Source organism: Variovorax sp. LjRoot175, from assembly GCF_964253805.1.
Classification (GTDB): domain Bacteria; phylum Pseudomonadota; class Gammaproteobacteria; order Burkholderiales; family Burkholderiaceae_C; genus Variovorax.
Genome location: NZ_CAXURY020000001.1, coordinates 3,743,424 through 3,768,720 on the forward strand (window position 1 = coordinate 3,743,424; position 25,297 = coordinate 3,768,720).

Genomic DNA, 25,297 nt, shown 5'->3' on the forward strand with positions numbered 1-25,297 from the left:
AAAAAAGGGCTGGAGCCCTTTCAAGCGCCAGCCCTTGTGCCGTGGGCGCAGGCCGCTGTCCCGGAAGACGGCAACCCGCTGTGCAGGATCAAGCAGCCAGCTTGGCCTTGACCTGCTCCACGATGCCGGCAAAAGCGGCCTTGTCGTGCACGGCGATATCGGCCAGGACCTTGCGGTCGATCTCGATACCGGCCTTGCGGATGCCGTTGGCGAACTGGCTGTAGGTCAGGCCCAGTTCGCGCGAAGCGGCATTGATACGGGCAATCCACAGTTGGCGGAACACGCGCTTCTTGGTGCGGCGATCACGGTAGGCGTATTGGCCTGCCTTCATCACCGCCTGCTTGGCGATGCGGAAGACATTGCCGCGGCGACCGCGGAAACCCTTGGCGAGTGCGAGAACCTTCTTGTGGCGGGCGCGAGCCGTTACACCACGTTTGACGCGAGGCATGTGTGTACTCCTTGTTCGTCTGGATTAAATGCCGCTGCCGGGCAACATGGCGGCCATCGAAACCATGTTGGTCTCGTGCACTGCCGTTGCACCACGCAGGTGACGCTTGTTCTTGGTGGTCTTCTTGGTCAGGATGTGACGCTTGAAGGCTTGACCGCGCTTGACGGTGCCACCGGGACGAACGCGGAAACGCTTTTTCGCGCTGCTCTTGGTCTTCATTTTGGGCATGTGAATGCTCCTTTAGTTTGTGCTCGTGAGGCGCCGCGGATATTCCACGGGCTTGTTGGCCCCGAGACACTTCTTTATCCCGCCCTTGCCTGCACCTTGGAGTGCTGACAAGGGCGAAATCCCTTCGAATCCTTCTATCTCTTCAGCTCAGGCCGCGGCGGGTGCGGTTGTCGACTCAGCCGCCGGTTTTGCCGCGCCACCCGCCTTCTTGCGGCCCGGCGCGATCATCATGATCATCTGCCGGCCCTCGAGCTTCGGAAACTGCTCGACCACGATCGCGTCGCCGAGATCCTCACGAATGCGCTGCAACAGCGCCAGACCGAGTTCCTGGTGCGTGATCTCGCGCCCCCGGAAGCGCAGCGTGATCTTGCACTTGTCGCCCTCGTCAAGAAAACGCCGGATGTTGCGCATCTTGATGTTGTAGTCGCCTTCGTCGGTACCCGGCCGGAACTTGATTTCCTTGACCTCGATGACCTTCTGCTTCGATTTCGCTTCGGCAGCCTTCTTCTGCTCGTGGTACTTGAACTTGCCGTACTCGATCAGGCGGCAGACCGGCGGATTGGCCGCCGCGACGACTTCCACCAGATCCACGTCTTGCTCACCAGCCAGGCGCAATGCCTCGGCAAGACTCACGACACCCAATTGCTCGTTATCGGGCCCGATCAGGCGGACTTCCGGGGCCATGATTTCCCGGTTCAGGCGGTGTTGGCGTTCCTCGCGGTGGCGGCGGTCGCGAAATGCAGTAGCGATGGTCAGAATCCTTCAATCAATCTGCTACAAAAATTGTAGCGAACGCCGTAGAGTCCACGCCCACAAGCAGCCTGATTGCTCAAAATCAGCCTTTGAACCGGTTCAAATTCAAAGCTTGTGTTGGATGTCGGCGGCGATCTTTTGGGAGAACGCCTCCACCGACATGGCACCGAGATCAAGATTGCCCCGGGCGCGCACTGCGACGGCACCTGCTTCCTTCTCCTTGTCGCCCACGACGAGGATGTAGGGAAGCTTTTGCAACGAATGCTTCCGTATTTTATACGTAATCTTCTCGTTGTGCAGATCGAGCAAAACTCTAAGCCCTTGATTTTGCAGCGATTTCGCAACTTGAGATGCGTAATCCGCCTGTCCTTCGCTGATATTGAGCACCGCGAGCTGCACCGGCGCCAGCCAAGCGGGCAGTGCGCCGGCGTGATGTTCGATCAACATGCCGATGAATCGCTCGAGGCTGCCGACGATCGCGCGGTGCAGCATGACCGGATGTGCGCGGCCGCTGGACTCGGTGACGTACTCTGCGTCCAGGCGCTCGGCCATGTTGAAGTCCACCTGCATCGTGCCGCACTGCCACTGGCGGCCGATGGCGTCTCGCAGCGTGTATTCGATCTTCGGCCCGTAGAAGGCGCCTTCGCCGGGCGAGATGACGAATTCCACACCCGATCGGCGCAGTGCCTCCATCAGCGCATGCTCGGCCTTGTCCCAGAGTTCGTCGGCGCCGATGCGGTTATCGGGCCGTGTTGCCACCTTGTAGAGGATCTCGGTGAAGCCGAAATCGGCATAGACCTTGAGCAATTGCCCCGTGTAGGCCACGCATTCCTCGAGGATCTGGTCTTCGGTGCAGAAGATGTGGCCGTCGTCCTGCGTGAATCCGCGCACCCGCATGATCCCGTGCAAGCCGCCCGAGGGCTCGTTGCGGTGGCACTGGCCGAATTCGCCGTAGCGCAACGGCAGGTCGCGGTAGCTGCGCAGATCGGACTTGAAGATCAGCACATGGCCCGGGCAGTTCATCGGCTTGAGTGCGTAGTCGCGCTTTTCCGACTCCGTCGTGAACATGTTTTCGCGGTAGTTCTGCCAGTGGCCCGTTTTTTCCCACAGGCTCTTGTCGAGGATCTGCGGGCCTTTGACTTCCTGGTAGCCCGTGTCGCGGTAAACACGGCGCATGTACTGCTCGACCTGCTGCCAGATCGCCCAGCCCTTGGGATGCCAGAACACCACGCCGGGCGCCACCTCATCGATGTGGAACAGATCGAGCTCCTTGCCCAGCCGGCGATGGTCGCGCTTCTCGGCCTCCTCGATGCGCTGGACGTACTGGTCCAACTGCTTCTTGTCGGCCCAGGCCGTGCCGTAGATGCGCTGCAGCTGCTCGTTCTTCGCATCACCGCGCCAGTAGGCGCCGGCCAGCTTCGTGAGCTTGAAGACCTTGAGGAAGCGAGTGTTCGGCACGTGCGGGCCGCGGCACATGTCGACGTACTCCTGGTGGTAGTACAGGCCCATCGCCTTTTCGTCGGGCATGTCTTCCACCAGCCGCAGCTTGTAGTCCTCGCCGCGGGACTTGAACACCTCGATGACCTCGTCGCGCGGCGTCATCTTCTTGACCACGTCGTAGTCCCGCGCGATCAGCTCGCGCATGCGCGCCTCGATCGCCTCCATGTCCTCGGGCGTGAAAGGGCGCTCGTAGGCGATGTCGTAGTAGAAGCCCTCCTCGATCACCGGACCGATCACCATCTTCGCCGTCGGGTAGAGCTGCTTCACTGCATGGCCGACCAGGTGGGCCGTCGAGTGGCGGATGATCTCCAGGCCCTCGTCGTCCTTGGGCGTGATGATCTGCAGCTTCGCGTCATGCTCGATCAGGTCGCTGGCATCGACCAGCTGGCCGTCGACCTTGCCGGCCACGGTCATCTTCGCGAGGCCGGGGCCGATGGACTTGGCAACGTCGGCCACCGAAACCGGGCCGGGAAACTCGCGGCGCGAGTTGTCGGGGAGAGTGATCTGGATCATGGGAAGAAAACCTCGGCGAGAAAACAAAAAAGCGCGGTCTGGGACCGCGCTTGGCTGTGGTTTGAGTGCTGGATGCTTCCAGCGTGCGCGGACTACCGGCCTCTTCCTTCAAGGAAAAGACCGCTCATTGCTTGCGGTGTAGTTCGCGGTGTCATAACCAGGGTGCCTTTCTCGCTCTTGTTGCTGCTGAGACGGAGCTGCCGATTCTATCCGCAGCCCGCTCAGGACGCGGGCGCTGCATTCTTGAGACCCAGCACCTCGATCGGCTCGATGGCCGGCGGTTTGGCGAACAGCTCTGGCGCCTTGGCCATCAAGGCCTGGGCGATCGGGCCGTTCAGATGCGCCTGGCGACCGGCCTCGTCCTCGAACGCGTCGAAGACACCGAAGGTGGTGGGCGAAATGCGCAGGGCGAACCAAATCGGCGTGGTCTTCTCGTCGCGCGCCATGGAAAGCCCCGCTTCGAGAAACTGCTGGACCTCGGCTTCCTTGCCCGGCTTGGCTTCGAGGCGGGCGAACAATGCGAACTTGATCATGAAGGTCTCCGGTGGACACGGAAGCGCGGGATTGCGCGTCCATGGTGGTGACTCTAAGCATGCCGCGGCATAGGACCTATTGGCATTTTTGACATCTTTGATATCGTTGTTGCCATGAAGGTCAACATCCTCGCACTCGACGGCGTGTTCGACACCGGCCTGGCCACGGTACTGGACGTGTTCACCACAGCCAACGAACTGGCCGGCATGCTCAGTCTGGATGTCACGCCTTTCGAGGCAAAGCTCACCGGCGTGAGAAAGAGGGTCCGCACCTCGCAAGGCCTGAGCGTGCCCGTGGCCTCATCGCCCGATGCCGGCAAGCCGGACTGGATCGTCGTGCCCGCGATCGGCGAGAAGATGCCCGACGGCCTCCAGTTCGCGCTGCAGCGGCGCGACGTCGCAGAGGCTGCGGCCTGCCTGCGCGCGCAATCCGGACGAGGTGTCCGCATCGCCGCAGCCTGCATCGGCACCTTCGTGCTGGCCGAGTCGGGGCTGCTCGACCACCAGCACGCCACGACCACCTGGTGGCTGGCCTCGCTGTTTCGCCAACGCTATCCCTGCGTGAAGCTCGACGAATCGCGCATGTTGGTGAGCTCCGGCGCCTTCGTCACGGCAGGCGCCGCGCTGAGCCACATCGACATGGCGCTGCTGCTGGTGCGCCAGGCCAGCCCCGAACTCGCGGCGCTGGTGGCGAAATACCTGATCGTCGACTCGCGGCCTTCACAGTCCGCCTACGTGATCACCGATCACCTGAGCCACTCGGACCCGACCGTGGAGCGCTTCGAACGCTGGGCTCGCGGCAGGCTGGCAGACGGGTTTTCGCTCGACGAAGCAGCCGCGGCGGCGGGCACCAGCAAACGCACCCTGGCGCGCCGCATGCAGCAGGTGCTCGGCAAGACGCCGCTGTCCTACTTCCAGGACCTGCGCGTGGAACGCGCCGTGCATCTGCTCAAGACCAGCGACAAGAGCCTGGAACAGATCGCGACGCTGGTGGGCTACGCCGAGGGCGTGACGCTGCGCGCACTGCTGCGCCAGCGCCTGGGCCGTGGCGTGCGCGAGCTGCGCATGGTCGACTGAGGCGAGACGAAAAAAATCCCCGCGGATTGCTCGCGCGGGGACAAAACTCAAGCGCCGATGAAGATCAGTGGAACTGCTCTTCCTCGGTCGAACCGGTGAGCGCCGTCACGCTCGACTTGCCGCCCTGGATCACGGTGGTCACTTCATCGAAATAGCCGGTGCCGACTTCCTGCTGGTGCGACACGAAGGTGTAGCCGCGGTCGCGCGCCGCGAACTCGGGCTCCTGCACCTTCTCGACGTATGCCGACATGCCGCGCTTCACGTAGTCCTGCGCCAGGTCGAACATGTTGAACCACATCGAGTGGATTCCGGCCAGCGTGATGAACTGGTACTTGTAGCCCATGGCCCCCAGCTCCTTCTGGAACTTCGCGATGGTCGCGTCGTCGAGGTTCTTCTTCCAGTTGAACGAAGGCGAGCAGTTGTACGCCAGCATCTTGCCGGGATGCACCTTGTGCACGGCTTCGGCGAACTTGCGTGCGAACTCGAGATCGGGCGTGCCGGTTTCGCACCACACCAGGTCGGCGTAGTGGGCGTAGGCGACGGCGCGCGAGATGGCCTGGTCGATGCCCTTCTTGGTCTTGTAAAAGCCTTCGGCGGTGCGCTCGCCCGTGAGGAAGGGCTTGTCGTTCTCGTCGTAGTCGCTGGTCAGCAGGTCGGCCGCTTCGGCATCGGTGCGGGCGATCACGAGCGTCGGCGTGCCGCAGACGTCGGCAGCCATGCGCGCGGCAATCAGCTTCTGCACCGCTTCGGTGGTCGGGACCAGCACCTTGCCGCCCATGTGGCCGCACTTCTTGACCGAAGCGAGCTGGTCTTCGAAGTGCACGCCGCCGGCGCCGGCCTTGATCATCGCCTTCATCAATTCGAAGCCGTTGAGCACGCCGCCGAAGCCTGCTTCGGCATCGGCCACGATCGGCGCGAAGTAGTCGACATAGTCCTTGTCGCCGGGGTTGCCGCCCTTGGACCACTGGATCTCGTCGGCGCGGCGGAAGGTGTTGTTGATGCGCTCGACCACCGTCGGCACAGAGTCAACCGGATAGAGCGACTGGTCGGGGTACATCGATGCGTAGCTGTTGTTGTCGGCGGCGACCTGCCAGCCGGACAGATAGATCGCCTTCACGCCCGCCTTGACCTGCTGCATGGCCTGGCCACCGGTGAGCGCGCCGAGGCAGTTGACGTAGGGCTCGTTGTTCACGAGATCCCAGAGCTTCTCGGCGCCGCGGCGTGCGAGGGTGTATTCGATCGGGAAGGAACCGCGCAGGCGCACCACGTCGGCTGCGCTGTAGCCGCGCTTGATGCCTTTCCAGCGCGGGTTGGTCGCCCAGTCTTTTTCGAGGGCGGCGATTTGCTGTTCGCGGCTCAGTTGTTCAGTGATGGTTTGGGGCATGGTCACTCCGAGGGTTGATTGAGAGGTGGCGCTGCGGCCGTGGACTTACTGTACGACAAGGCCACACTCTTATGTCTTATAGAAGACATATTTTTCACCGTTTAAAATCAACCACTTACGCGATGTTTTCTCAATGCGGAATAAATTTTCTTGTATTGAGAAAAAATATTGCGTCGCAGCATGCGCGGATTTCGCGATGCGCAATGAACTCTTCGCTCATGAAATCGGGGGCATGTGTGCCAGCCAGTCGCCGCTCGCGATCACCGGCCTGCCCACGATGCGCTTCGGATGAATCTCGTAGACCAGACACACGAGTTCCTTCGCGCCGGCTTGCACCGTCACTTCGCGCTTGATGTATTCGCCGCTGTCATCGGGCTTCACTTCTTCGAGCAGATCGAGCTGCGCTTCGAGCGCCGATGCGATCGCGTAGATCTCTCCGACCACCCGCGCAGTCCCGCCGAGCACGGCGCCCGGATAGCTCCCCAGGTCGTACAGCGTGCCGGCGATGGAGGCATCGGCCACATGCGCGGGCGCCGGCACAAAGCGTGCGATGTCGTTGCGCCCGCCACGGCGCAAGGTGCCGTAGACGAACACATGGCGGGCCGGGTCTGCAGGCGCTGCGGATTGGGGCATCATCGAATCACTCCTCGCACAACGCGCCCAGTCTATTGAACACCGCCCTCCCCGCGCCCGGCCGCTTCGTGGCTTACGGTTGCCTGGCCCTGAGCATGTCGCTCGTCGGCAGCTACGTCGCGCTCTCCAAACCCCTGGTGATCGCCTTCCCTGTGCTGCTGCTCGCCTGGCTGCGCTTCGGCATCGCCGCCTTGGCGATGCCGCACTGGCTGCGCCGCCCGAGCGACGAACCCGCGATGACGGCGCGCACGCGCGGCCTGGTCTTTCTCGAGTCCTTCCTCGGCAACTTCATGTTCTCGATCTGCATGCTGTTCGGCGTGAGCCTGACCAGCGCGGTGTCGGCCGGCGTGATCATGGCGTCGATCCCCGCTGTCGTCGCGCTCACAAGCTGGCTGTTTCTGCGCGAGCGCATCACGCTGCGCATCTGGATCGCGATCGCTTGCGCGGCGCTGGGCATCGGGCTGCTCGCGTTCGCGCCGGCGCCTGCGCAAACCCATCCGGGCAGCGACGCCTCCGCACCGCTGCCCTGGCTCGGCAACCTGCTGGTCTTCTGCGCGGTGCTCTGCGAGTCCGCGTACGCGGTGATCGGCAAGTCGCTCACCGGGCGGCTCGGACCCAAGCGCATCTCTTCGCTGATCAACCTCTGGGGCTTCGTGCTCTCGACGCCGCTGGGCATCTGGTTCGCGCTTCGCTTCGACTTCGGCGCGGTGTCGCTCGGCCTCTGGGGCCTCCTGATCGTCTATGCGCTGGCCGCGAGCATCTGGACGGTGTGGCTCTGGATGACCGGTTTGAAGGGCGTACCGGCCTCGCAGGCCGGCGTGTTCACCGTGATGCTGCCGGTCAGCGCGGCCGTCGTCGGCGTGCTTGTTCTCGGCGAGAGTTTGTCGATGCTGCAGGTCTGCGCATTCGCGCTCGCGCTGCTCGGCGTGGTGCTCGCCACGTGGCCTTCGCGCCGCTCCTGAGACAGCTTGCGCGCCGCTCAGAGGGAAAACGAGCGCTTCTCTCCTCTGAAAAAACAACAGCTCCCAATGAAAAAACCGCTTTTTCCCTTGGAAACGCGTTTTTTCTCCTTTAGCATCCGCAATGCCAGTGGAGACACCGCTTTTCATTGGTGAAAGTGTCCAATCCAAAAAAGGAAATCAACCATGGCAACTGCAAAGAAGGCTCCGGCCAAGAAAGCTCCTGCGAAGAAGGCCGCTCCGGCCAAGAAGGCGGCTCCTGCCAAGAAGGCTCCGGCGAAGAAGGCAGCACCCGCAAAGAAGGCCGCTCCCGCCAAGAAGGCTCCTGCGAAGAAGGCAGCTCCCGCCAAGAAGCGCACCCCCAACGCTGCGTTCATGAAGGCACTGACCCCCAGCCCGGCACTCGCTGCCGTGGTCGGCTCGACGCCTCTGCCGCGCACCGCTGTCGTGAGCAAGCTGTGGGACTACATCAAGAAGAACAACCTTCAAGACAAGGCCAACAAGCGCAACATCAACGCCGATGCCAAGCTGAAGGAAATCTTCGGCAAGCCGCAAGTGTCGATGTTCGAGCTCGCCTCGCTGATCGGCAAGCACGTCAAGTGAGCCTCGGGCGCCATCGGTGCCCGAATGAAGAAAGCCGGCGCGAGCCGGCTTTTTTTTGCCCTACGCGATCGGTCGCGCCTGCGCGGCCTTGGTGATCGACGACAGCGTGCCGCGCGTGGTGATCACCTCGGGGTCCAGCGGGATCTCGATCAGCGTCCCCGTATCGGCCGCCAGCGCCCGCAGCAGTGCCGCTTCGAACTGGGCAGTCTCGGTCACACGTTCGGCCGCATAGCCGTAGGCGCGGGCCAGCGCGCAGAAGTCCGGATTGCGCAAGGCCGTGCCGCTCACCTTCGCCGGGTACTCGCGTTCCTGGTGCATGCGGATGGTGCCGAACATGCCGTTGTTGAGCAGCACGATGATGCTCTTGCCACCATGCTGCGAAGCGGTGGCGAGTTCCTGGCCGTTCATCAGGAAGTCGCCGTCGCCGGCGATGGTGAAGGCGATGCGCCCGGTCGCGATGTTGGCTGCAATGCCGGCGGGAACGCCATAGCCCATGGCGCCGCTGGTCGGCGCGAGCTGCGTCTTGTGGCCCTTCACGAGACCGTGGTAGCGGAAGTAGCGATGCACCCAGCTCGCGAAGTTGCCCGCGCCGTTGGTGATGGCCGCATCCTGCGGCAGGTGCTGCTGCAGCAGGCGGACCACCGCCGCCATGTCGACCGCGCCGCGCGGCGTCTCCACCGGCAAGCCGGCGAGAGCCTGAGGCTCGAGGTTCGCCAGGTAGTCCGCGTTGGCCTGCGCGGTCCACGCCTCCCATGGCAACTCGGCCGGCGCACTCAGCACCTCGAGGCTGCGTGCGGCCGCGCTCATGCCGGCATTGATGGCCAGGTCGGCCTGGTAGACGCGGTTGAGCTCTTCGGCGCTCGCATGGATGTGCACCAGCGTCTGTTTTGCCTTCGGCGCTTCGAGCAGCGTATAGCCGCCGGTGGTCATCTCACCCAAGCGCGGGCCGATCGCGAGGATCAGGTCGCTTTGCTTCACGCGTTCGGCCAGCTTCGGATTGATCGCGATGCCGACGTCGCCGGCATAGAGTGGGTGGTGGTTGTCGAAGGTGTCCTGGAAGCGGAAGGCATTGGCGACCGGCAGTCTCCAGTTCTCGGCGAAGCGCTGCAGCGCCTGCGCCGCCTGGACGGTCCAGCCGCCGCCGCCGGCGATCACCAGCGGGCGTTGGGCCTTCATCAGCAGCTCGCGCAGCGTGCGCAGCGCGCCGGGGTCGCTCCAGGGTTGCACGGCCTCCACGCGGGCCAGCGGTCGCGCCGAGGTCATGGTGCGCAGCATGTCCTCTGGCAGCACGAGCACCACCGGACCCGGACGGCCGTTCATCGCCGTGGCGAAGGCGCGCGCGATGTACTCGGGAATGCGGTTCGCATCGTCGATGCGCTCCACGCGCTTGGCAAAACCCTTGGTGCTGGGGCCGAAGAAGCTGCCGTAGTCGACTTCCTGGAAGGCCTCGCGATCGCGGAAGTCGCTGCCGACATCGCCCACGAAAAGCACCATCGGCGTCGAATCCTGGAAGGCGTTGTGCACGCCGATCGAAGCGTTGGTGGCGCCCGGGCCGCGGGTGACGAAGCAGATGCCCGGCCGGCCCGTGAGCTTGCCGTGCGCCTCGGCCATGAAGGCGGCCCCGCCCTCCTGGCGATTGACGATGAAGCGGATGCGCTCGCCGTGGGCATGGAAGCCGTCGAGCACCGCCAGAAAACTCTCGCCCGGGACGCCGAAAGCCAGCTCCACGCCTTGCTCGACCAGGCACTCGACGATCAAATGGCCTGCGGGTTGCGATGAACTCATGGACGTGATGCCTCTGTTGCAATATCGGTGCGCGGATTATCTGCGCGCCCCGAAACCTCTTGCCTTAATTCACCAACTGGTTAAATTCCGCCCATGAAAGCCCCATCCCCTGCGCCCGCCGAACCGCGCTCGCGCGATGCCGATCGCTCGCAGCTCGCGATCCTCGCCTCGGCGCGGGACGAGTTCGCGCAGCGTGGCCTCGCCGGCGCGCGCATGGACAGCATCGCGGCGCGCGCCGGGCTCAACAAGCGCCTGATCTACTACTACTTCGGCAGCAAGGACGACCTGTTCCTGGCCGTGCTCGAACGCACCTATGCCGACATCCGCGAGGCCGAGCAAAGGCTGCACCTCGACGAGATCGAGCCTGTCGAAGCAGTCCGCCGGTTGATCTCCTTCACCTGGCACTACTACCTCGAGCATCCCGAGTTCATCACGCTGCTCAACAGCGAAAACCTGCACCGCGCGGCGCATCTCAAGCGCTCGGACCGCATCCAGGACATGAACTCGCCACTGGTCCAGCTGCTCGACACCGTGCTCGAGCGCGGCCGGCGCGACAACCTCTTCCGCGCCGGCGTCGACCCGGTGCAGCTCTACATCTCCATCGCCTCGCTCTGCTACTTCTACCTCTCGAACAACGACACGCTGTCAGCCGTCTTCGGCCGCGACCTGCGCGCGCCCAAGGCCATGGCGCAGCGTCTGTCGCACATGACCGACCTGGTGCTGGGCTACGTGCTGCGCTGATACGGGTATCTCCTAGGGTCCGGCCGTTGACGAGCCGGCGAGTGGCTTCCTAGAATCTCTAATTCACTTTTTGGTGAATTGCACAATAGGAGACTCCCATGCGACCCACCACCCGACGTACCGCCCTCATTGCCGCGCTCGCGCTCTGCACCTCGTTCGGCGCCGCGGCGCAGGGCGCCTACCCCAACAAGCCGATCCGCGTGATCGTGCCTTTCGCCGCCGGCAGCACCACCGACATCATTGCGCGCGCCATCGCCGACAAGATGGGGGCCAGCATGGGCCAGACGCTGGTGATCGACAACCGCGGCGGCGCCAGCGGCACCATCGGCCAACAGGCCGTGGCCACGGCCGCGCCGGACGGCTACACGATCATGATCCACTCGTCCTCGCACACGGTCAGCCCCTCCACCTTCGCCAAGCTGCCCTTCGACACGGTGGGCGACTTCGCCGGCGTCACGCCGATCTCCTCGCTGCCCAACGCGCTGGTGATCTCGCCTTCCAAGAACATCAAGACGCTGAAGGAGCTGATCGCCGCCGCCAAGGCCAAGCCCGGCAGCATCAACTTCGCATCCGCGGGCCAGGGCAGCGCCACGCACCTGAACGCCGAGAAGTTCAAGCTGGCGGCCAACATAGATGCCACCAACATCCCGTTCAAGGGCTCGGCCGAGGCCGTGACCGAAGTGCTGGCCGGCCGCGTCGACTACTACTTCTCGCCGATCGCGCCGGTCATCGGCCAGATCAAGGACGGCCAGCTGCTCGCGCTGGCCGTGGGCTCGCCCAAGCGCGCGGCCGCGTTGCCCGATGTGCCGACCACGGCCGAGGCCGGGGTGCCGGGCTCCGAATTCAACTTCTGGATCGGAATGATGGCGCCGGCCAAGACGCCGCGCGAGATCGTGAACCGGCTGCACGACGAAGTCGCGAAGGCGCTCGCCAGCCCGGAAGTCAAGGAACGCTTCCTGAAGCTCGGCGCCGACGCCTGGACGCTCAAGCCCGAGCAGTTCGATGCGTACATCAAGGAAGAAATCGCCAGCAACGCCAAGCTCGTGAAGGCCGCTGGCCTCACGCCGACGCAGTAAGAACCCAGGGAAGGAAACACATACATGGCACAGCAACGACTCGGACTCATCATGCACGGCGTCACCGGACGCATGGGCATGAACCAGCACCTGATCCGCTCGATCGTCGCGATCCGCGCGCAGGGCGGCGTCCCGCTCTCCAACGGCGACAAGGTCATGCCCGATCCGATCCTCATCGGCCGCAACGCCGAGAAGATCGAGGCGCTGGCCAAGGCGCACGGCATCGAGCGCTGGGGCACCGACCTCGACCGCGCGCTCGAGAACAAAGACGACACGATCTTCTTCGACGCCGGCACCACGCAGATGCGCCCCACGCTGCTGGCCAAGGCGATCCGTGCCGGCAAGCATGTCTACTGCGAGAAGCCGATCGCCACCAACCTCAACGAAGCCGTCGAGATCGCGCGTCTGGCAGAGGGCTCGGGCCTCAAGCATGGCGCAGTGCAGGACAAGCTCTTCCTGCCCGGCCTGCGCAAGCTCGACATGCTGCGCCGCGCCGGCTTCTTCGGCCGCATGCTCTCGGTGCGCCTGGAGTTCGGCTATTGGGTGTTCGAGGGCGACCTGCAGCCGATCCAGCGCCCCTCGTGGAACTACCGCAAGGAAGACGGCGGCGGCATGATCCTGGACATGATGTGCCACTGGCGCTATGTACTGGACAACCTGTTCGGCGAGGTGCAGTCGGTCTCCTGCCTGGGCGCCACGCACATCCCCAAGCGCTGGGACGAGGATGGCAAGCCCTACGAAGCCACCGCCGACGACGCCGCCTACGCCACCTGCGAGCTCAAAGGCCACAACGGCGAGCCGGTGATCGCGCAGCTCAACATGAGCTGGGCCACGCGCGTGCGCCGCGACGACCTCGTGACCTTCCACGTCGACGGCACGGACGGCTCGGCCGTGGCCGGGCTCTCGTCGTGCCGAGCGCAGTCGCGCGTCGCCACGCCGCGCCCGGTGTGGAACCCGGACGAGAAGCAGAGCATGAACTTCTTCGACCAGTGGCAGGAGATCCCCGATTCGCAGGCCTACGACAACGGCTTCAAGATCCAGTGGGAGCACTTCATTCGCCACGTGGTGGAGAACGCGCCCTACAAGTGGACCTTGCCCGAAGGCGCCAAGGGCGTGCAGCTGGTGGAGGCCGCGCTCGAATCGTGGAAGGACCGGCGCTGGATCGACGTGCCGGCGCTGAAGATCTGAGGATTGCGATGACCCTCTCGCTCACGCTTCCCACCACCGGCGGCAAGCTCGCGCCCTACACGCTGCGCGGCACGACACCGGTCAAGCCGCCGCCGGGCGTCCGCTTCAACCGCATCGCCTACTCGGCCGCACATGTGGTGGCCGATCCGCTGGCCGCGATCGATCCGTGGCTGGAATGCGCGGTCGACTGGGACGCCACCATCGCCTACCGCCGCCATCTCTGGTCGCTGGGCCTGGGCGTCGCCGAGGCCATGGACACCGCGCAGCGCGGCATGGGCCTGGACTGGCCGACCTCGCTGGAGCTGATCCGCCGTTCGCTCGACGCGGCCAAGGACGTGCCGGGCGCACTGGTCGCCTCCGGCTGCGGCACCGACCATCTGAACCTGATCGACGTGAAGAACGTCGACGACGTGATCCGCGCCTACGAAGAGCAGATGGAAGCCATCGAGGCGCTCGGCGGCAAGCTGATCGTGATGGCCAGCCGCGCGCTGGCCCATGTCGCGAAGAGCCCGGCCGACTACGAGCGCGTGTACGACCGCATCCTCTCGCAGGCGAGGCAGCCGGTGGTGCTGCACTGGCTGGGCGACATGTTCGACCCGGCGCTCGCCGGCTACTGGGGTACGAAGAATGTCGACGCGGCGATGGACACCGCGCTCGGCATCATCGCCGCCCATCCGCAGAAGGTCGACGGCATCAAGATCTCGCTGCTCGACAAGGACAAGGAGATCGCGATGCGCCGCCGCCTGCCGGCGGATGTGCGCATGTACACGGGAGACGACTTCAACTATGCCGAGCTGATCGCGGGGGACGGCTTCGGCAACGCGCCCACGCATGGAAAGAGCGATGCACTCCTGGGCATTTTCGACGCCATCGCGCCGGCCGCGAGCGCTGCGCTCGGCGAACTGGCGCAGGGCTACACCGAGAAGTTCCACGCGATCCTGGGCCCCACGGTGGCGCTGTCGCGCCACATCTTCGCGGCGCCCACGCGCTTCTACAAGACCGGCGTGGTCTTCATGGCCTGGCTCAATGGCCACCAGAAGCATTTCGCGATGGTCGGCGGCCAGCAGAGCACGCGTTCGCTGCCGCATTTCGCCGAGCTGTTCCGACTGGCCGATGCGGCCAATCTGCTGGAGCAGCCGGAGTTGGCTGTGTCGCGCATGAAAACGCTGCTCGCGATGCACGGCGTCGACAGCTGATTGCACACCACCCGGGAGTCGCCATCATGCCGTTGCCCGACCGCTTCGTAGACCTCGAGCAGCTCGAGGACCTGATGTCGCAGCCTTCCGCGGCGCTCGTGCAGACGCTGCAGAAGATCGAGGGCGACATCCTGGTGCTGGGCGTGGGCGGCAAGATGGGCCCCACGCTGGCCCGCATGGCCAAGCGCGCGACGCCGGGCCGGCGCGTGATCGGTGTCGCGCGTTTCTCCGAACCCGGCCTGCGCGAACGGCTCGAAGGCTACGGCGTCGACTGCATCGAAGCCGACCTGCTCTCGCGCGAGGCGCTGGCCGCCCTGCCCGATGCACCGAACGTGGTCTTCATGGCCGGGCGCAAGTTCGGCTCGTCCGGCAGCGAATGGCTGACCTGGGCGATGAATGCCCATGTGCCGGCACTGGTGGCGGAGCGTTGGCGCAGCTCCCGCATCGTGGCCTTCTCGACCGCCTGCGTGTACCCGTTCGCCGATGTGCACGGGCCGGGCGCACGCGAGGAGGTGCCGCCCACGCCGCCGGCCGGCGAATACGCGAACTCCTGCGTCGCGCGCGAGCGCATGTTCCAGCACTTCTCGCACCTGCACGGCACCGCGGGGCGGCTGATCCGACTCTCGTACGCGATCGACATGCGCTACGGCGTGCTGCACGACCTGGCGCAGAAGCTCATCGCGCGCGCGCCGATCGACTTGGCCATGGGCCATGCCAACATCATCTGGCAGGGCGAGGCCAACGATTGGACGCTGCGCGCCCTGGCCCACTGCGACACGCCGACCTCGCCGCTCAACCTGAGCGGGCCGGCCATTTCCATCCGCGAGGCCGCGGAAGGACTCGCGCAGCGCCTCGGCGTCGAAGCGGTCTTCATCGGCCGCGAGGCCGACACCGCCTGGCTGATCGACTGCAGCCGCGCTTTCGAACTCTTCGGCCCGCAGCAGGTCACGCTCGCGCGCATGCTGGACTGGACGGCCGACTGGACGCGTCGCGGCATGGCCAGTCTCGGCAAGCCCACGCACTTCGAGGCGCGCGACGGCAAGTACTGACCATGCACTACTCCGAAATCCCGCCCGCCTCGCTCGCGCTGCTCAAGCGCGGCGCAGTGATTCCGGCGCACCTGCTGGCACTCGATGCCGATCGCAAGCTCGACGAGCGCCGCCAGCGCGCGATGAGCCGCTACTACCTCGACGCCGGCGCCGGCGGCCTGGCCGTGGGCGTGCACTCGACGCAGTTCGCAATCCGCGAGGCGGGCCTCTACAAGCCGGTGCTCGAACTCGCGATGCAGGAAGCGCTCACCTGGGAAACGCTGGACGGCAGGCGCCCGCTCTTCATGGTCGCCGGCCTGGCCGGCTCGACCGCGCAAGCCGGCGCCGAAGCGATCACCGCACGCGGGCTGGGCTACCACGCCGGCCTGCTGAGCCTGGCCGCGCTGAAGGGCGCGAGCGAAGACGCGCTCATCGACCACTGCCGCGCCATCGCCGAGCTCATGCCGCTGGTGGGCTTCTACCTGCAGCCCGCGGTCGGTGGCATCCACCTGCCCACGAGCTTCTGGCGCCGCTTCGCCGCGATCGACAACGTGGTGGCCATCAAGATGGCGCCCTTCAACCGCTACCGCACGCTGGACGTGCTGCGCGGCGTGGTCGAGGCCGGCGCCGAGGCGCGCGTCACGCTCTACACCGGCAACGACGATCACATCGTGCTGGACCTGCTCACGCCCTACCGCTTCGTGCGCGACGGCAAGGAAGTGACGGTGCGCATCAAGGGTGGGCTGCTCGGCCACTGGAGCGTGTGGACGCGCCGCGCCGTGCAGCTGCTGGCGCGCATCCACGACATGGTTCCGTCCGGCGCCGTGCCCGCCGACATGCTCGCGCTCGACGCGCAAGTGACCGACTGCAACGCCGCCCTGTTCGACGTCGCGAACGATTTTCGCGGCTGCATCGCCGGCTGCCACGAGGTGCTCAGGCGCCAGGGCCTGCTGGCCGGCACCTGGTGCCTCGATCCGCAGGAAGGCCTGAGCCCGGGCCAGGACAGCGAACTCACGCGCGTGCACGACGCCTACCCCGATCTGCACGACGACGGCTTCGTTGCCGAACACCTGAAGCGCTGGCTGAGCTGAGCGCCGCTTCACTTTTCAAAGGTTCCCGCATCCCGTTTCCCCAGTCCAACTCACCCCAGGAGACACCATGCAGAAGCGCACCTTGATCCGAAGCATCGCCTTCGCCGCGGCACTCGCCGCGCTGGGCGGGCCCGTCCTGGCCCAGCAGTGGAAGCCCGAGCGGCCCATCACCATCATCGTGCCCTGGGCCGCCGGCGGCTCCACCGACCAGGTGACGCGCGTCACGGCGGCGGAGATCGAAAAGACGCTGGGCCAGAAGGTGGTGATCGTCAACCAGCCCGGCGCCTCGGGCTCGATCGGCAGCAAGAGCGCGCTCGACGCGCCCAAGGACGGCTACACCTGGACGGCGGGCGCAGCGCAGGACCTGGGCTCCTACGAGACGCTGGGCATGCTCAAGACCAAGATCGCCGACTGGCACCTGTTCCTCAATGTCGCCAACGTCCAGGTCATCGGCGTGAATGCGGCCGCGCCGTACAAGAACGCCAAGGATCTGCTGGACGCGATGAAGGCCAAGCCCGGCCAGATCAGCGTGGCCACCGCGGGCGTGACCTCGGCCGGCCACAACGCGATGGAACTCATCGCCAAGACCACGGGCGTCAAGTACCGCCACGTCACCTACGACGGCGGCAACCCGGCGGTGGTGGCGACGGTGGCCGGCGAGACCGAGGTCACGACGCAGCTCGCGGTCGAGCAGGCCGACATGATCCGCGGCAAGCGCATCCGGCCGCTGGCCACGGTGAGCGACAAGGCGCTGGAGCTCGAAGGCTTCGGCACCATCGAGCCGCTCGCCAAGACGCTGCCCGGCTTCAAGGCGCCGGCCAACTATTTCGGCATCTTCATTCCCAAGGGCGTGCCCGACGAGGTGGTCAAGACGGTCGAGAAGATCTGGGTCGACAACGTCTCCAAGAGCGAGGTGCTGAAGAAGTACGCCACCAGCCGCGGCGCCCTCTTCGCGCCGCTCCACGGCGCCGAGGCGCAGACCGCGGTCACGCCGGCCATCCAGGCCAATGCCTGGCTGCTCTTCGACAGCGGCAAGGCCAAGGTCTCGCCCGAGACGCTCGGCATCGCGCGGCCGTGACGACCGACACCGCCCACAGCGCCGAACGCGCCGCGGCGGAGGCCGAGGCCGCGGCGCACGAGCGCAAGACCTCGCCGCGCGCGGACCTCTGGCAGTCGCTGGGCTGGATCGCGCTCGGCATCGCGACCACCATCGGCTCGCTGCGCATGGACCGGCTCGAGCGGCAGGACATCAACCCCTACACCGTGCCGGGCCTGCTGCCGGGCTTGCTCGGCGCGGCGATCATGTTCTTCGGCCTCTTGATGCTCTACCGCTCGTGGCGCCGGTTGGCCAAGGCGCCGCACGTGCCGCACGCGCGCACCGAGGCCGACCACGCCGAGATGCGCCGCATGTGGACCGTGCTGGCGCTGTGCATCGGCTTCGCGGCTGGCCTGGTGGGCCATGGCCTGCCCTTCTGGCTCGCGGCCGCGATCTTCGTCACCGTCACCATCAGCCTGCTGCAGTACGCGGAGCGGACGGCGAAGAACCAGCGCCTCCGCGGCCTGGCCTTCGCGCTGGCCGTGGGCCTGGGTGCCGGCGTCATCGTCACGCTCGTGTTCCAGGAGTTCTTCCTGGTGCGCCTGCCCTGACGCGCAGACCAAGGAGACGGCATGTTCGAAGGCTTGCAGATGCTGGGGCACTCCTACCTCAGCTTCCTGAACTTCTGGTCCATCACCTACGGGCTTGGCGGGGCACTGCTGGGAATCCTGGTGGGCTGCATGCCGGGCCTGTCGGCCACGCTGTGCATCGCGCTCCTGACCACGCTCACCATCAAGATGGCGCCCAACGACGCCATCCTGATCCTGATCTGCGCCTACGTCGGCACGCTCTACGGCGGCAGCCGCAGCGCCATTCTTCTCAACATTCCCGGCACCGCGGCCAATGCCGCTTCCTGCGCCGACGGCTATGCGCTCGCGCGCAAGGGCGAGGCCGGCCGCGCCATCGGCATCGCGACCTCGGGGGCCTTCACCGGCACCTTGTTCGGCGTGCTGTGCCTGGCGATGTTCACGCCCGCGCTGGCCGAGATCGCGCTGTCCTTCGGCGCCTTCGAGTTCTTCTGGCTCGCGCTCTTCGGCGTGGCGATGTCGGGCAGCATCGTCGGCGAAGACCCGATCAAGGGCTGGCTCATGGGCTGCCTGGGCCTCCTGGTCGCGCAGATCGGCCAGGAAGGCCTCTACGCCTACGACCGCTTCACCTTCGGCTGGGACGAGCTCTCCGGCGGCATCGCGCTCATCCCCGCCTTGATCGGCGCCTTCGGTTTCGCCGAGGTGCTGACCTCGCTGGCCGATCCCATCGAGCGCAAGATCGTCGAGATGAAGGACTCCGTGCTGCCGCGCTTCCGCGAGGTCGTGAAGTACTGGCGCACCGTGATCCGCTCCGGCGTGATCGGCGTGGTGACCGGCATCCTGCCCGGCATCGGCGAGGACTCGGGCGCGTGGATGTCCTATGCGGCCGCCAAGACGGTGAGCCCCGAGCGCGAGCAGTTCGGCAAGGGCTCGATCGACGGCCTGATGGCGGCCGAGACCGGCGACATGTCGGCCATTCCCGGCGGCATCATTCCGGCGCTGGCGCTGGGCATTCCGGGCTCGGCGCCGGCGGCGGTGCTGATGGCGGCGATGATCATCCACGGCATCCAGCCCGGCCCGATGCTCATGATCAAGACGCCGCAGTTCGTCTACGACGTGGTGGCGATGACCACGCTGGCCACCTTCAGCATCCTGATCTTCGGGCTCTTCCTGGTGCGGCCGCTGCTGCATGTGCTGCGCGTGCGCCGTTCGGTGTTGATGCCGGTGATCTTCGTGCTGTGCACCGTGGGCGCCTTCGCGATCGCCTCGCGCCTGTTCGACGTCTATTGCATGCTGGCCATCGGTGTCGGCGCCTTCTTCCTGCGCCGCCGCGGCTACGAGATGGCGCCTTTCGTGCTGGGCCTGGTGCTGGGCGAGCTGCTGGACAAGAGCCTGCGCCGCGGCCTGGTGCTGTCCGACGGCAGCATCGCGCCCTTCTTCACGCGGCCCATCTGCGCGGCGCTGGCTGCCGTCACCATCCTCACCATGCTGATGTACATCCCGGCGGTGAACGTTCGCCTGCGGCGTGCCTGGGGCGGCGCCAAACGCTTCGTGTTCCGCCGCAGTGCCTGAACAAAGACTGACGCCGATGAAGTTCTCTCTTTGCAACGAGGTTCTGAAGCAGATGCCCTTCGAGGCGCAGTGCCGCGCCGCGGCCGCCCTCGGCTACGACGCACTGGAAGTGGCGCCCTTCACGCTCGCGGTGGACCCGATGGCCATCGGCGACGCGCAGGCGCGCGCCTTCGGCCGCATGGCGCGGGACCACGGCATCGAGATCAGTGGACTGCACTGGCTGCTGGTCGCGCCCGCGGGCCTGTCGATCGTCAGCGCCGACGCCGCTTTGCGGCAACGGACCACTGCCGTCATGCAGCGCCTGGTCGAGCTCTGCGCGCTGATGGGCGGGCGCTACCTGGTGCACGGCTCGCCGAAGCAGCGCTCGGTGCCACCGGGCGATACGCAGGCGGCGGCGCTCGAACGCGCACGCGAATGCCTGGCGGCCGCCGCGCGGTCCGCGCAGCAGTGCGGCGTGGTCTATTGCATCGAGCCGCTGTCCACAACCGAGACCGACCTGCTGAACACCGTGGCCCAGGCGGTCGAGCTGGTGCAAGCCATCGCCTCGCCCGCCTTCAAGACCATGATCGATTGCAGTGCTGCAGGCCAGGTCGAGGCCGAAGACGTGCCCGCACTGATGCGCCGCTGGATGCCCACCGGCCACATTGCCCACGTGCAGGTGAACGACCCCAACCGCCGCGGGCCGGGGCAAGGCGAGATGCGCTTCGCGCCCATCCTGGCGACCGTGCGCGAGATGCAGGACAGCGGCCACTACGAGGGCATCGTCGCGGTCGAGCCTTTCGACTACGTGCCCGACGGCATGGGCTCGGCCGCGCGGGCCATCGGCTATTTGCGCGGGCTCGAGGAAGCCGCAGGAGCTCGCCATGGTTGAGGCACCGCGCTTCGTGATCCGCGAGATCGCACTGTACGAGCGCCCGGTGGTGCTGCGCCTGCCCTTCCGCTTCGGCGTGGTGACGCTGACCGAATGTCCCCAGGTCTTCGCGCACGTTCGCATCGTGTTCGCCGACGGGCAAAGCGCCTGGGGCGCCGCCGCCGAGCTGATGGCGCCCAAGTGGTTCGACAAGAACCTCGCGCTCAGCAACGAGGACAACTTCGACCAGCTGCGCCGCGTCACCGCCCTCGCGCGCGAGGCCTACCTGAGCGACGCCACGCCCGGGAGCGCCTTCGGCCACTTCGCGCGGCACCACGATGCGCACCGTCTGGCCGCCGGGCGGCTCGGCTTCAATCCTCTCCTGGCCAGCTACGGACCGGCGCTGCTCGACCGCGCGGTGCTCGATGCGCTGTGCCGCGCGCTGCAGATGTCCTTCTACGCAGCGGTGCGCAGCAACGCGGCCGGCATCGGGTCGGCGCGGCCCGAGTTCGACGGGTTGGGAATGGACGCTTTCCTCGCCGGTCTCGCGCCCGCCGCGCACATCGAGGCACGCCACACCGTCGGCATGGTCGACGCCATCACTGCGACCGAGCTGAAGGAGCCCGTGGCCGACGGCCTGCCGGAAACGCTCGAGGACGTGGTGCGCGTCTACGGCCACCGCTATTTCAAGCTCAAGGTGGGCGGCGACATCGATGCCGACCTCGCGCGCCTCGGCGCGATCGAAGCCGTGCTGGACCGCACCGCCGAACCCTACTTCGTCTCGCTCGACGGCAACGAGCAATACACCGACGCGGCCGGCATCGCCGAGCTGATGGCGCGCATGCGCGAAACGCCCGCGCTCGCGCGCCTCTACGCCTCGATCCTTTTCGTCGAGCAGCCGATTGCGCGCAAGCTCGCGCTCGAGCGCGACCTTCGCGACCTGCGCAGCGCGAGCATCGGCAAGCCGGTGATCATCGACGAGTCCGACGGCGAGCTCGACAGCTTCGTCCAGGCCCGGGCGCGCGGCTATGCCGGCGTGTCCTCGAAAACCTGCAAGGGCTTCTACAAGTCGCTGCTCAATGCGGCGCGCTGCGCGGCATGGAACGCCGAGCCCTCGCAGATCCGCTACTTCATGTCGGCCGAGGACCTGACGACGCAGGCCGGCCTGGCCGTGCAGCAGGACCTGGCGCTGGTCAACCTGCTGGGCATCACGCACGTGGAGCGCAACGGCCACCATTACGTCAACGGCATGGCCGCGCTGCCGGTCGAAGAGCAGCGAGCTTTTCTCGATGCGCACGGCGATCTCTACGAGCGCTCGCACGGCGCGGTGCGCCTGCGTATCGCGAACGGCCGCATCGCCCTCGCCTCACTGGACTGCCCTGGTTTCGCGAGCGCCGCGATGCCCGACTTCGACGCCATGACGGCGCTCGCCATCTGATTCTTCACCACCCCTTCGCTTCGAATTTTTCCCCATGCGCGATTTCTCTCAAGACCACGAGTGGCTCTCCATCAACACCGCCACCGTGCGCAAGCAACACGGCGCCGAAGTGGCGCTCGACCGCATCATCGACCAGTGCGCCGCGCGCGGCATCCGCGCCATCAGCCCCTGGCGCGACCAGGTCGCCGCCGCCGGCATCGACAAGATCGCGAAGCAGCTCAAGGCGCACGGCATCGGCCTGTCGGGTTACTGCCGCGGCGGCTTCTTTCCGGCGCCCGATGCGGCCGGCCTCGCGGCCTCGCTGGACGACAACCGCCGCGCCATCGACGAAGCCAAGCTGCTGGGTGCGCCCTGTCTCGTGCTGGTGGTCGGCTCCCTGCCCGGCGCGCTCGAAGGCAATGCGGCCTACAAGGATCTGTCTCGCGCACGCAGCGAAGTGCACGACGGCATCGCCGCCTCGCTCGACTACGCGCGCGGGGTCGGCATGCCGCTCGCCATCGAGCCCCTGCATCCCATGCAGGCGGCCGACCGCGCCTGCATCAACACGCTCGAGCACGCGCTGGACCTGTGCGACGAACTCGATCCGCAGCGCTCGGGCATGCTCGGCGTCGCGCTCGACATCTACCACGTATGGTGGGACCCGAAGCTGCAGCAGCAGATCGCGCGCGCCGGCAAGCAACGCCTGCTCGCCTACCACGTCTGCGACTGGCTCACGCCCACGCGCGACCTGCTGAGCGACCGCGGGATGATGGGCGACGGCGTGGTCGAGCTGAAGAAGATCCGCGGCTGGGTCGAGGCCGCCGGCTTCGACGGCTTCAGCGAAGTCGAGATCTTCTCGGCGCTCGACTGGTGGCAGCGCCCCGGCGAGGAAGTGCTCGACACCTGCATCGAGCGCCATTGCAGCGCGGTCTGAGCCGCGCTGCACGCGGCAGGCGGTTGTGCCGCAATCCGCCGCATGGCTGAACCGACCCTCGACGACCTGCGCCGCTATGCCGTGGCGCGCACCCTCTTCAAGGCCACGACCCTCCCGCGCGCGATCCGGCGCCTCGGCTTCGTGCAGGCCGATCCGATCCGCGCGCCGGCGCGCGCACAGGACCTGACGCTGCGCCACCGCGTCGAGGACTACCGTGCGGGCGATCTCGAAAGCCGACACGCCAGGTTGGCGATCAACGAGGACTGCCTCGTCAACTACGGCTTCCTGCCGCGCGAGGCGCGCTCACCAGTCGGTCGGCCGCACGCCGCCCTACGACCTGTGGAATCGCAACTGTGAGCACTACGCCACCTGGCTGATGGGCGAGAAGCCACAGAGCCCACAAGTGAACGGTGCCGTCGTTCTCGGGCTGCTCGGTACGGTCCTCTGGTTGGCGAAATGACGCATGACTTGCTGACAAGTGATGCGTACATTAAACTTCCCAGGTGCCACTTACCCAGACCGCACGCATACTCGAACTCGCCCGCCGCCAGCGACTGCTGAGCGCGGCTGATCTGCGCTCGCACGGCTGGTCGCCGCAACTTCTCCTCAAGCTCCACCGGACCGGTCAGCTCCAACGCGTCACCCGCGGCCTCTACAGCCTGCCAGACAGCGAGATGACCGAGCACCAATCGCTTGTCGAGGTCTGCCGGCGTGTGCCCAAGGCCGTCATCTGCCTGCTCTCCGCGCTGCAGTTTCACGAGATCGGCACGCAGCTCCCCCATGAGGTCTGGATAGCGCTGCCCGAGGCGACGCAGACGCCCGCCATCGACTATCCATCGCTGCGCATCGCGCGCCTGCGCGGCAAGGCCTACAGCGAAGGCATCGAGACCATCGTCGAGCATGGCTCGACGATCCGCGTCTACAGCCTGTCCAAGACCATCACTGACTGCTTCAAGTTCCGCCACAAGGTCGGGCTCGACGTGGCTCTTGAAGCGCTCAAGGAGGCCTGGCGCCAGCGCAAGCTGAACATCGATGAAGTGACACGCTACGCCAAGATCAATCGCGTGGCCCAGGTCATGCAGCCCTACCTGGAAACCGTCGTCGCATGACGGCAAACCTCGGGGCCTCGGTGCTTGCCCGCCTGTTGAACCTGGCGAAGCAGCGCGGCGACGACTACAACCTGCTGCTGAACCGCTTCGCGCTGGAACGACTGCTGTGCCGCGTCGCTGCGTCCGCGCACGCGGACCGCTTCCTGCTCAAAGGTGCCCTGCTCTTCTCGCTCTGGTACGACCAGCCCCACCGTCCGACGCGTGACGCCGACCTGCTGGGCTTTGGCCCCGACGACGCCGAGACACTGATCGCGACCTTCCGCGATATCGCCGCCATCGACCTCCACGACGGCATCGCCTTCGATCCCCAGTCTGTTCGCGCCGATGTGATCCGCGAGGACAACCGCTACGGCGGACTGCGCGTGCGCCTCACCGGCCGCATCGGCAACGTGCGCTGCGCTCTGCAGATTGACGTCGGGTTCGGCGACGCAGTCACACCCGAGCCCCAGACCATCGTGTTCCCGGTGCTTCTCGATGACTTGGCCGCGCCCACGCTCAAGGTCTACCCAATCTATACCGTCATCGCCGAGAAGTTCCACGCGATGACAGTGCTCGGCTTGGCCAACACCCGCATGAAGGACTTCTTCGACATCGCCTTCATCGCGCAGCGGACCGATCTCGACGGCGCCACGTTGGCGCGCGCCATTGCGGCCACCTTTGCGCGCCGCGGCACCGCCCTGCCCACCCAGGCTCCGACTGCGCTGACCCCGGCATTCGGCGATGACGACGTCAAGCGTCGCCAATGGCAGGCTTTCCTGAACAAGAGCCGCATCGCTGTCGCAGCCGGCACCCTGCCGGAGACCGTCACTCTGCTCCATACCCTGCTGTGGCCGGCGACCCAGGTCGCCGGCAGCGGCAGCAACGCCACCGCTGCATGGAAAGCTCCGGAGAAGCAGTGGCGCTGATAGGTCTGACAGTGATGTCAGACCGCTTTCGCTCTTAGCGTGCAGGCGCTGGTGTAGGCGCACGCGGCAGGAATCGGCCAGACTCCAAGAGCACGGCCGCGAGCTTGTAGAGCATCGTCTTCTGTGCAACCCCATGCCCGGTCGTGACGAT

The 25,297-nt window shown here is 66.1% G+C and carries 27 protein-coding genes and 1 pseudogene; 20 read left to right on the forward strand and 8 right to left on the reverse strand.

The features are described from left to right. Positions 1 to 88: 88 nt before the first annotated feature. The 3 genes from rplT to infC form a co-directional block, all read right to left on the reverse strand. Positions 89 to 448, reverse strand: a complete 360-nt coding sequence (gene rplT / locus ACSQ89_RS18485) for a 50S ribosomal protein L20 (RefSeq protein WP_028253492.1) — start codon at positions 446 to 448, stop codon at positions 89 to 91. A 24-nt stretch (positions 449 to 472) separates the two neighbouring features. Beyond that, positions 473 to 676 (reverse strand): 50S ribosomal protein L35, encoded by a 204-nt coding sequence (rpmI, locus tag ACSQ89_RS18490; RefSeq protein ID WP_028253491.1) that lies wholly within the window; start codon positions 674 to 676, stop codon positions 473 to 475. A gap of 147 nt (positions 677 to 823) precedes the next feature. Continuing rightward, entirely contained in the window at positions 824 to 1,360 is a 537-nt protein-coding gene (infC, locus tag ACSQ89_RS18495) for a translation initiation factor IF-3 (protein ID WP_244503985.1), read from the reverse strand. On the opposite strand from infC, the gene ACSQ89_RS18500 reads away from it, so the two are divergent. Further along, positions 1,271 to 1,465 (forward strand): hypothetical protein, encoded by a 195-nt coding sequence (locus ACSQ89_RS18500; RefSeq protein WP_244503993.1) that lies wholly within the window; start codon positions 1,271 to 1,273, stop codon positions 1,463 to 1,465. The two genes, infC and ACSQ89_RS18500, sit on opposite strands and share 90 nt — an antisense overlap. A gap of 69 nt (positions 1,466 to 1,534) precedes the next feature. Here the strand turns inward: ACSQ89_RS18500 and thrS are convergent, their stop codons facing one another. Next, positions 1,535 to 3,442 carry a threonine--tRNA ligase gene (gene thrS, locus ACSQ89_RS18505; protein WP_436294547.1) on the reverse strand — a complete coding sequence of 636 codons (1,908 nt, stop codon included), beginning with the start codon at positions 3,440 to 3,442 and terminating at the stop codon, positions 1,535 to 1,537. A gap of 221 nt (positions 3,443 to 3,663) precedes the next feature. Then, complete coding sequence (locus tag ACSQ89_RS18510) at positions 3,664 to 3,975, reverse strand: putative quinol monooxygenase (protein WP_093109758.1); 312 nt, start codon at positions 3,973 to 3,975, stop codon at positions 3,664 to 3,666. Between the two features lie 114 nt (positions 3,976 to 4,089). Between ACSQ89_RS18510 and ACSQ89_RS18515 the strand changes: the two genes are divergently transcribed. Then, positions 4,090 to 5,052 carry a GlxA family transcriptional regulator gene (locus tag ACSQ89_RS18515; RefSeq protein ID WP_093109759.1) on the forward strand — a complete coding sequence of 321 codons (963 nt, stop codon included), beginning with the start codon at positions 4,090 to 4,092 and terminating at the stop codon, positions 5,050 to 5,052. A 64-nt stretch (positions 5,053 to 5,116) separates the two neighbouring features. On the opposite strand, the gene aceA is transcribed toward ACSQ89_RS18515, so the two are convergent. Both aceA and ACSQ89_RS18525 read right to left on the reverse strand, forming a co-directional pair. Beyond that, positions 5,117 to 6,436, reverse strand: a complete 1,320-nt coding sequence (aceA, locus tag ACSQ89_RS18520) for an isocitrate lyase (RefSeq protein ID WP_093109760.1) — start codon at positions 6,434 to 6,436, stop codon at positions 5,117 to 5,119. Positions 6,437 to 6,652: 216 nt separating this feature from the next. After that, the gene (locus ACSQ89_RS18525; RefSeq protein ID WP_436294583.1) at positions 6,653 to 7,069 is read right to left on the reverse strand and encodes a gamma-glutamylcyclotransferase family protein; all 417 of its coding nucleotides are present in this window, start codon (positions 7,067 to 7,069) and stop codon (positions 6,653 to 6,655) included. 35 nt (positions 7,070 to 7,104) lie between these two features. On the opposite strand from ACSQ89_RS18525, the gene ACSQ89_RS18530 reads away from it, so the two are divergent. Both ACSQ89_RS18530 and ACSQ89_RS18535 read left to right on the forward strand, forming a co-directional pair. Beyond that, entirely contained in the window at positions 7,105 to 8,031 is a 927-nt protein-coding gene (locus ACSQ89_RS18530) for a DMT family transporter (protein ID WP_093109761.1), read from the forward strand. Between the two features lie 183 nt (positions 8,032 to 8,214). Next, on the forward strand, positions 8,215 to 8,631 hold the full coding sequence (locus ACSQ89_RS18535; protein ID WP_093109762.1) for an SWIB/MDM2 domain-containing protein: 417 nt from the start codon (positions 8,215 to 8,217) through the stop codon (positions 8,629 to 8,631). 60 nt (positions 8,632 to 8,691) lie between these two features. Here ACSQ89_RS18535 and ACSQ89_RS18540 read toward each other — a convergent pair whose 3' ends face one another. Next, positions 8,692 to 10,416 carry a thiamine pyrophosphate-binding protein gene (locus ACSQ89_RS18540; protein ID WP_436294548.1) on the reverse strand — a complete coding sequence of 575 codons (1,725 nt, stop codon included), beginning with the start codon at positions 10,414 to 10,416 and terminating at the stop codon, positions 8,692 to 8,694. Between the two features lie 93 nt (positions 10,417 to 10,509). On the opposite strand from ACSQ89_RS18540, the gene ACSQ89_RS18545 reads away from it, so the two are divergent. The 16 genes and pseudogenes from ACSQ89_RS18545 to ACSQ89_RS18620 all read left to right on the forward strand — a co-directional run bounded on the left by ACSQ89_RS18545 (position 10,510) and on the right by ACSQ89_RS18620 (position 25,146). After that, on the forward strand, positions 10,510 to 11,157 hold the full coding sequence (locus ACSQ89_RS18545) for a TetR/AcrR family transcriptional regulator (RefSeq protein ID WP_093109764.1): 648 nt from the start codon (positions 10,510 to 10,512) through the stop codon (positions 11,155 to 11,157). Positions 11,158 to 11,255: 98 nt separating this feature from the next. Then, complete coding sequence (locus ACSQ89_RS18550) at positions 11,256 to 12,233, forward strand: tripartite tricarboxylate transporter substrate binding protein (RefSeq protein WP_436294549.1); 978 nt, start codon at positions 11,256 to 11,258, stop codon at positions 12,231 to 12,233. Between the two features lie 24 nt (positions 12,234 to 12,257). Then, positions 12,258 to 13,421, forward strand: coding sequence for a Gfo/Idh/MocA family protein (locus ACSQ89_RS18555; protein WP_436294550.1), 1,164 nt, complete (start codon positions 12,258 to 12,260; stop codon positions 13,419 to 13,421). An 8-nt stretch (positions 13,422 to 13,429) separates the two neighbouring features. After that, positions 13,430 to 14,617, forward strand: a complete 1,188-nt coding sequence (locus tag ACSQ89_RS18560) for a dihydrodipicolinate synthase family protein (RefSeq protein WP_436294551.1) — start codon at positions 13,430 to 13,432, stop codon at positions 14,615 to 14,617. A 26-nt stretch (positions 14,618 to 14,643) separates the two neighbouring features. Continuing rightward, positions 14,644 to 15,666, forward strand: coding sequence for an NAD-dependent epimerase/dehydratase family protein (locus ACSQ89_RS18565; protein WP_436294552.1), 1,023 nt, complete (start codon positions 14,644 to 14,646; stop codon positions 15,664 to 15,666). 2 nt (positions 15,667 to 15,668) lie between these two features. After that, positions 15,669 to 16,736 carry a dihydrodipicolinate synthase family protein gene (locus ACSQ89_RS18570; protein ID WP_093109769.1) on the forward strand — a complete coding sequence of 356 codons (1,068 nt, stop codon included), beginning with the start codon at positions 15,669 to 15,671 and terminating at the stop codon, positions 16,734 to 16,736. A 67-nt stretch (positions 16,737 to 16,803) separates the two neighbouring features. Next, on the forward strand, positions 16,804 to 17,814 hold the full coding sequence (locus tag ACSQ89_RS18575) for a Bug family tripartite tricarboxylate transporter substrate binding protein (RefSeq protein WP_436294553.1): 1,011 nt from the start codon (positions 16,804 to 16,806) through the stop codon (positions 17,812 to 17,814). Then, the gene (locus ACSQ89_RS18580) at positions 17,811 to 18,383 is read left to right on the forward strand and encodes a tripartite tricarboxylate transporter TctB family protein (protein WP_436294554.1); all 573 of its coding nucleotides are present in this window, start codon (positions 17,811 to 17,813) and stop codon (positions 18,381 to 18,383) included. Before ACSQ89_RS18575 ends, ACSQ89_RS18580 begins: the two co-directional genes overlap by 4 nt. A gap of 21 nt (positions 18,384 to 18,404) precedes the next feature. Then, entirely contained in the window at positions 18,405 to 19,931 is a 1,527-nt protein-coding gene (locus tag ACSQ89_RS18585; protein WP_093109772.1) for a tripartite tricarboxylate transporter permease, read from the forward strand. A 16-nt stretch (positions 19,932 to 19,947) separates the two neighbouring features. Beyond that, positions 19,948 to 20,802 (forward strand): sugar phosphate isomerase/epimerase family protein, encoded by an 855-nt coding sequence (locus ACSQ89_RS18590; protein ID WP_436294555.1) that lies wholly within the window; start codon positions 19,948 to 19,950, stop codon positions 20,800 to 20,802. Further along, positions 20,795 to 22,219: an enolase C-terminal domain-like protein gene (locus ACSQ89_RS18595; RefSeq protein ID WP_436294556.1), complete on the forward strand. Its 1,425-nt coding sequence runs from the start codon at positions 20,795 to 20,797 to the stop codon at positions 22,217 to 22,219. The genes ACSQ89_RS18590 and ACSQ89_RS18595 overlap by 8 nt, the downstream gene beginning before the upstream one ends. 34 nt (positions 22,220 to 22,253) lie before the next feature. Beyond that, positions 22,254 to 23,132, forward strand: coding sequence for a sugar phosphate isomerase/epimerase family protein (locus ACSQ89_RS18600; RefSeq protein WP_436294557.1), 879 nt, complete (start codon positions 22,254 to 22,256; stop codon positions 23,130 to 23,132). A gap of 42 nt (positions 23,133 to 23,174) precedes the next feature. Beyond that, positions 23,175 to 23,429, forward strand: a pseudogene (locus ACSQ89_RS18605) (DNA glycosylase AlkZ-like family protein); the annotation flags it as partial. Further along, a complete protein-coding gene (locus ACSQ89_RS18610; protein WP_436296328.1) occupies positions 23,347 to 23,592 on the forward strand; it encodes a lecithin retinol acyltransferase family protein in 246 nt (81 codons plus the stop codon). The pseudogene ACSQ89_RS18605 and the gene ACSQ89_RS18610, both read left to right, overlap by 83 nt. A 43-nt stretch (positions 23,593 to 23,635) precedes the next feature. Further along, positions 23,636 to 24,241, forward strand: a complete 606-nt coding sequence (locus tag ACSQ89_RS18615; RefSeq protein ID WP_436294559.1) for a type IV toxin-antitoxin system AbiEi family antitoxin domain-containing protein — start codon at positions 23,636 to 23,638, stop codon at positions 24,239 to 24,241. Further along, on the forward strand, positions 24,238 to 25,146 hold the full coding sequence (locus ACSQ89_RS18620; RefSeq protein WP_093109777.1) for a nucleotidyl transferase AbiEii/AbiGii toxin family protein: 909 nt from the start codon (positions 24,238 to 24,240) through the stop codon (positions 25,144 to 25,146). Before ACSQ89_RS18615 ends, ACSQ89_RS18620 begins: the two co-directional genes overlap by 4 nt. The last annotated feature ends 151 nt before the right edge of the window (positions 25,147 to 25,297 follow it).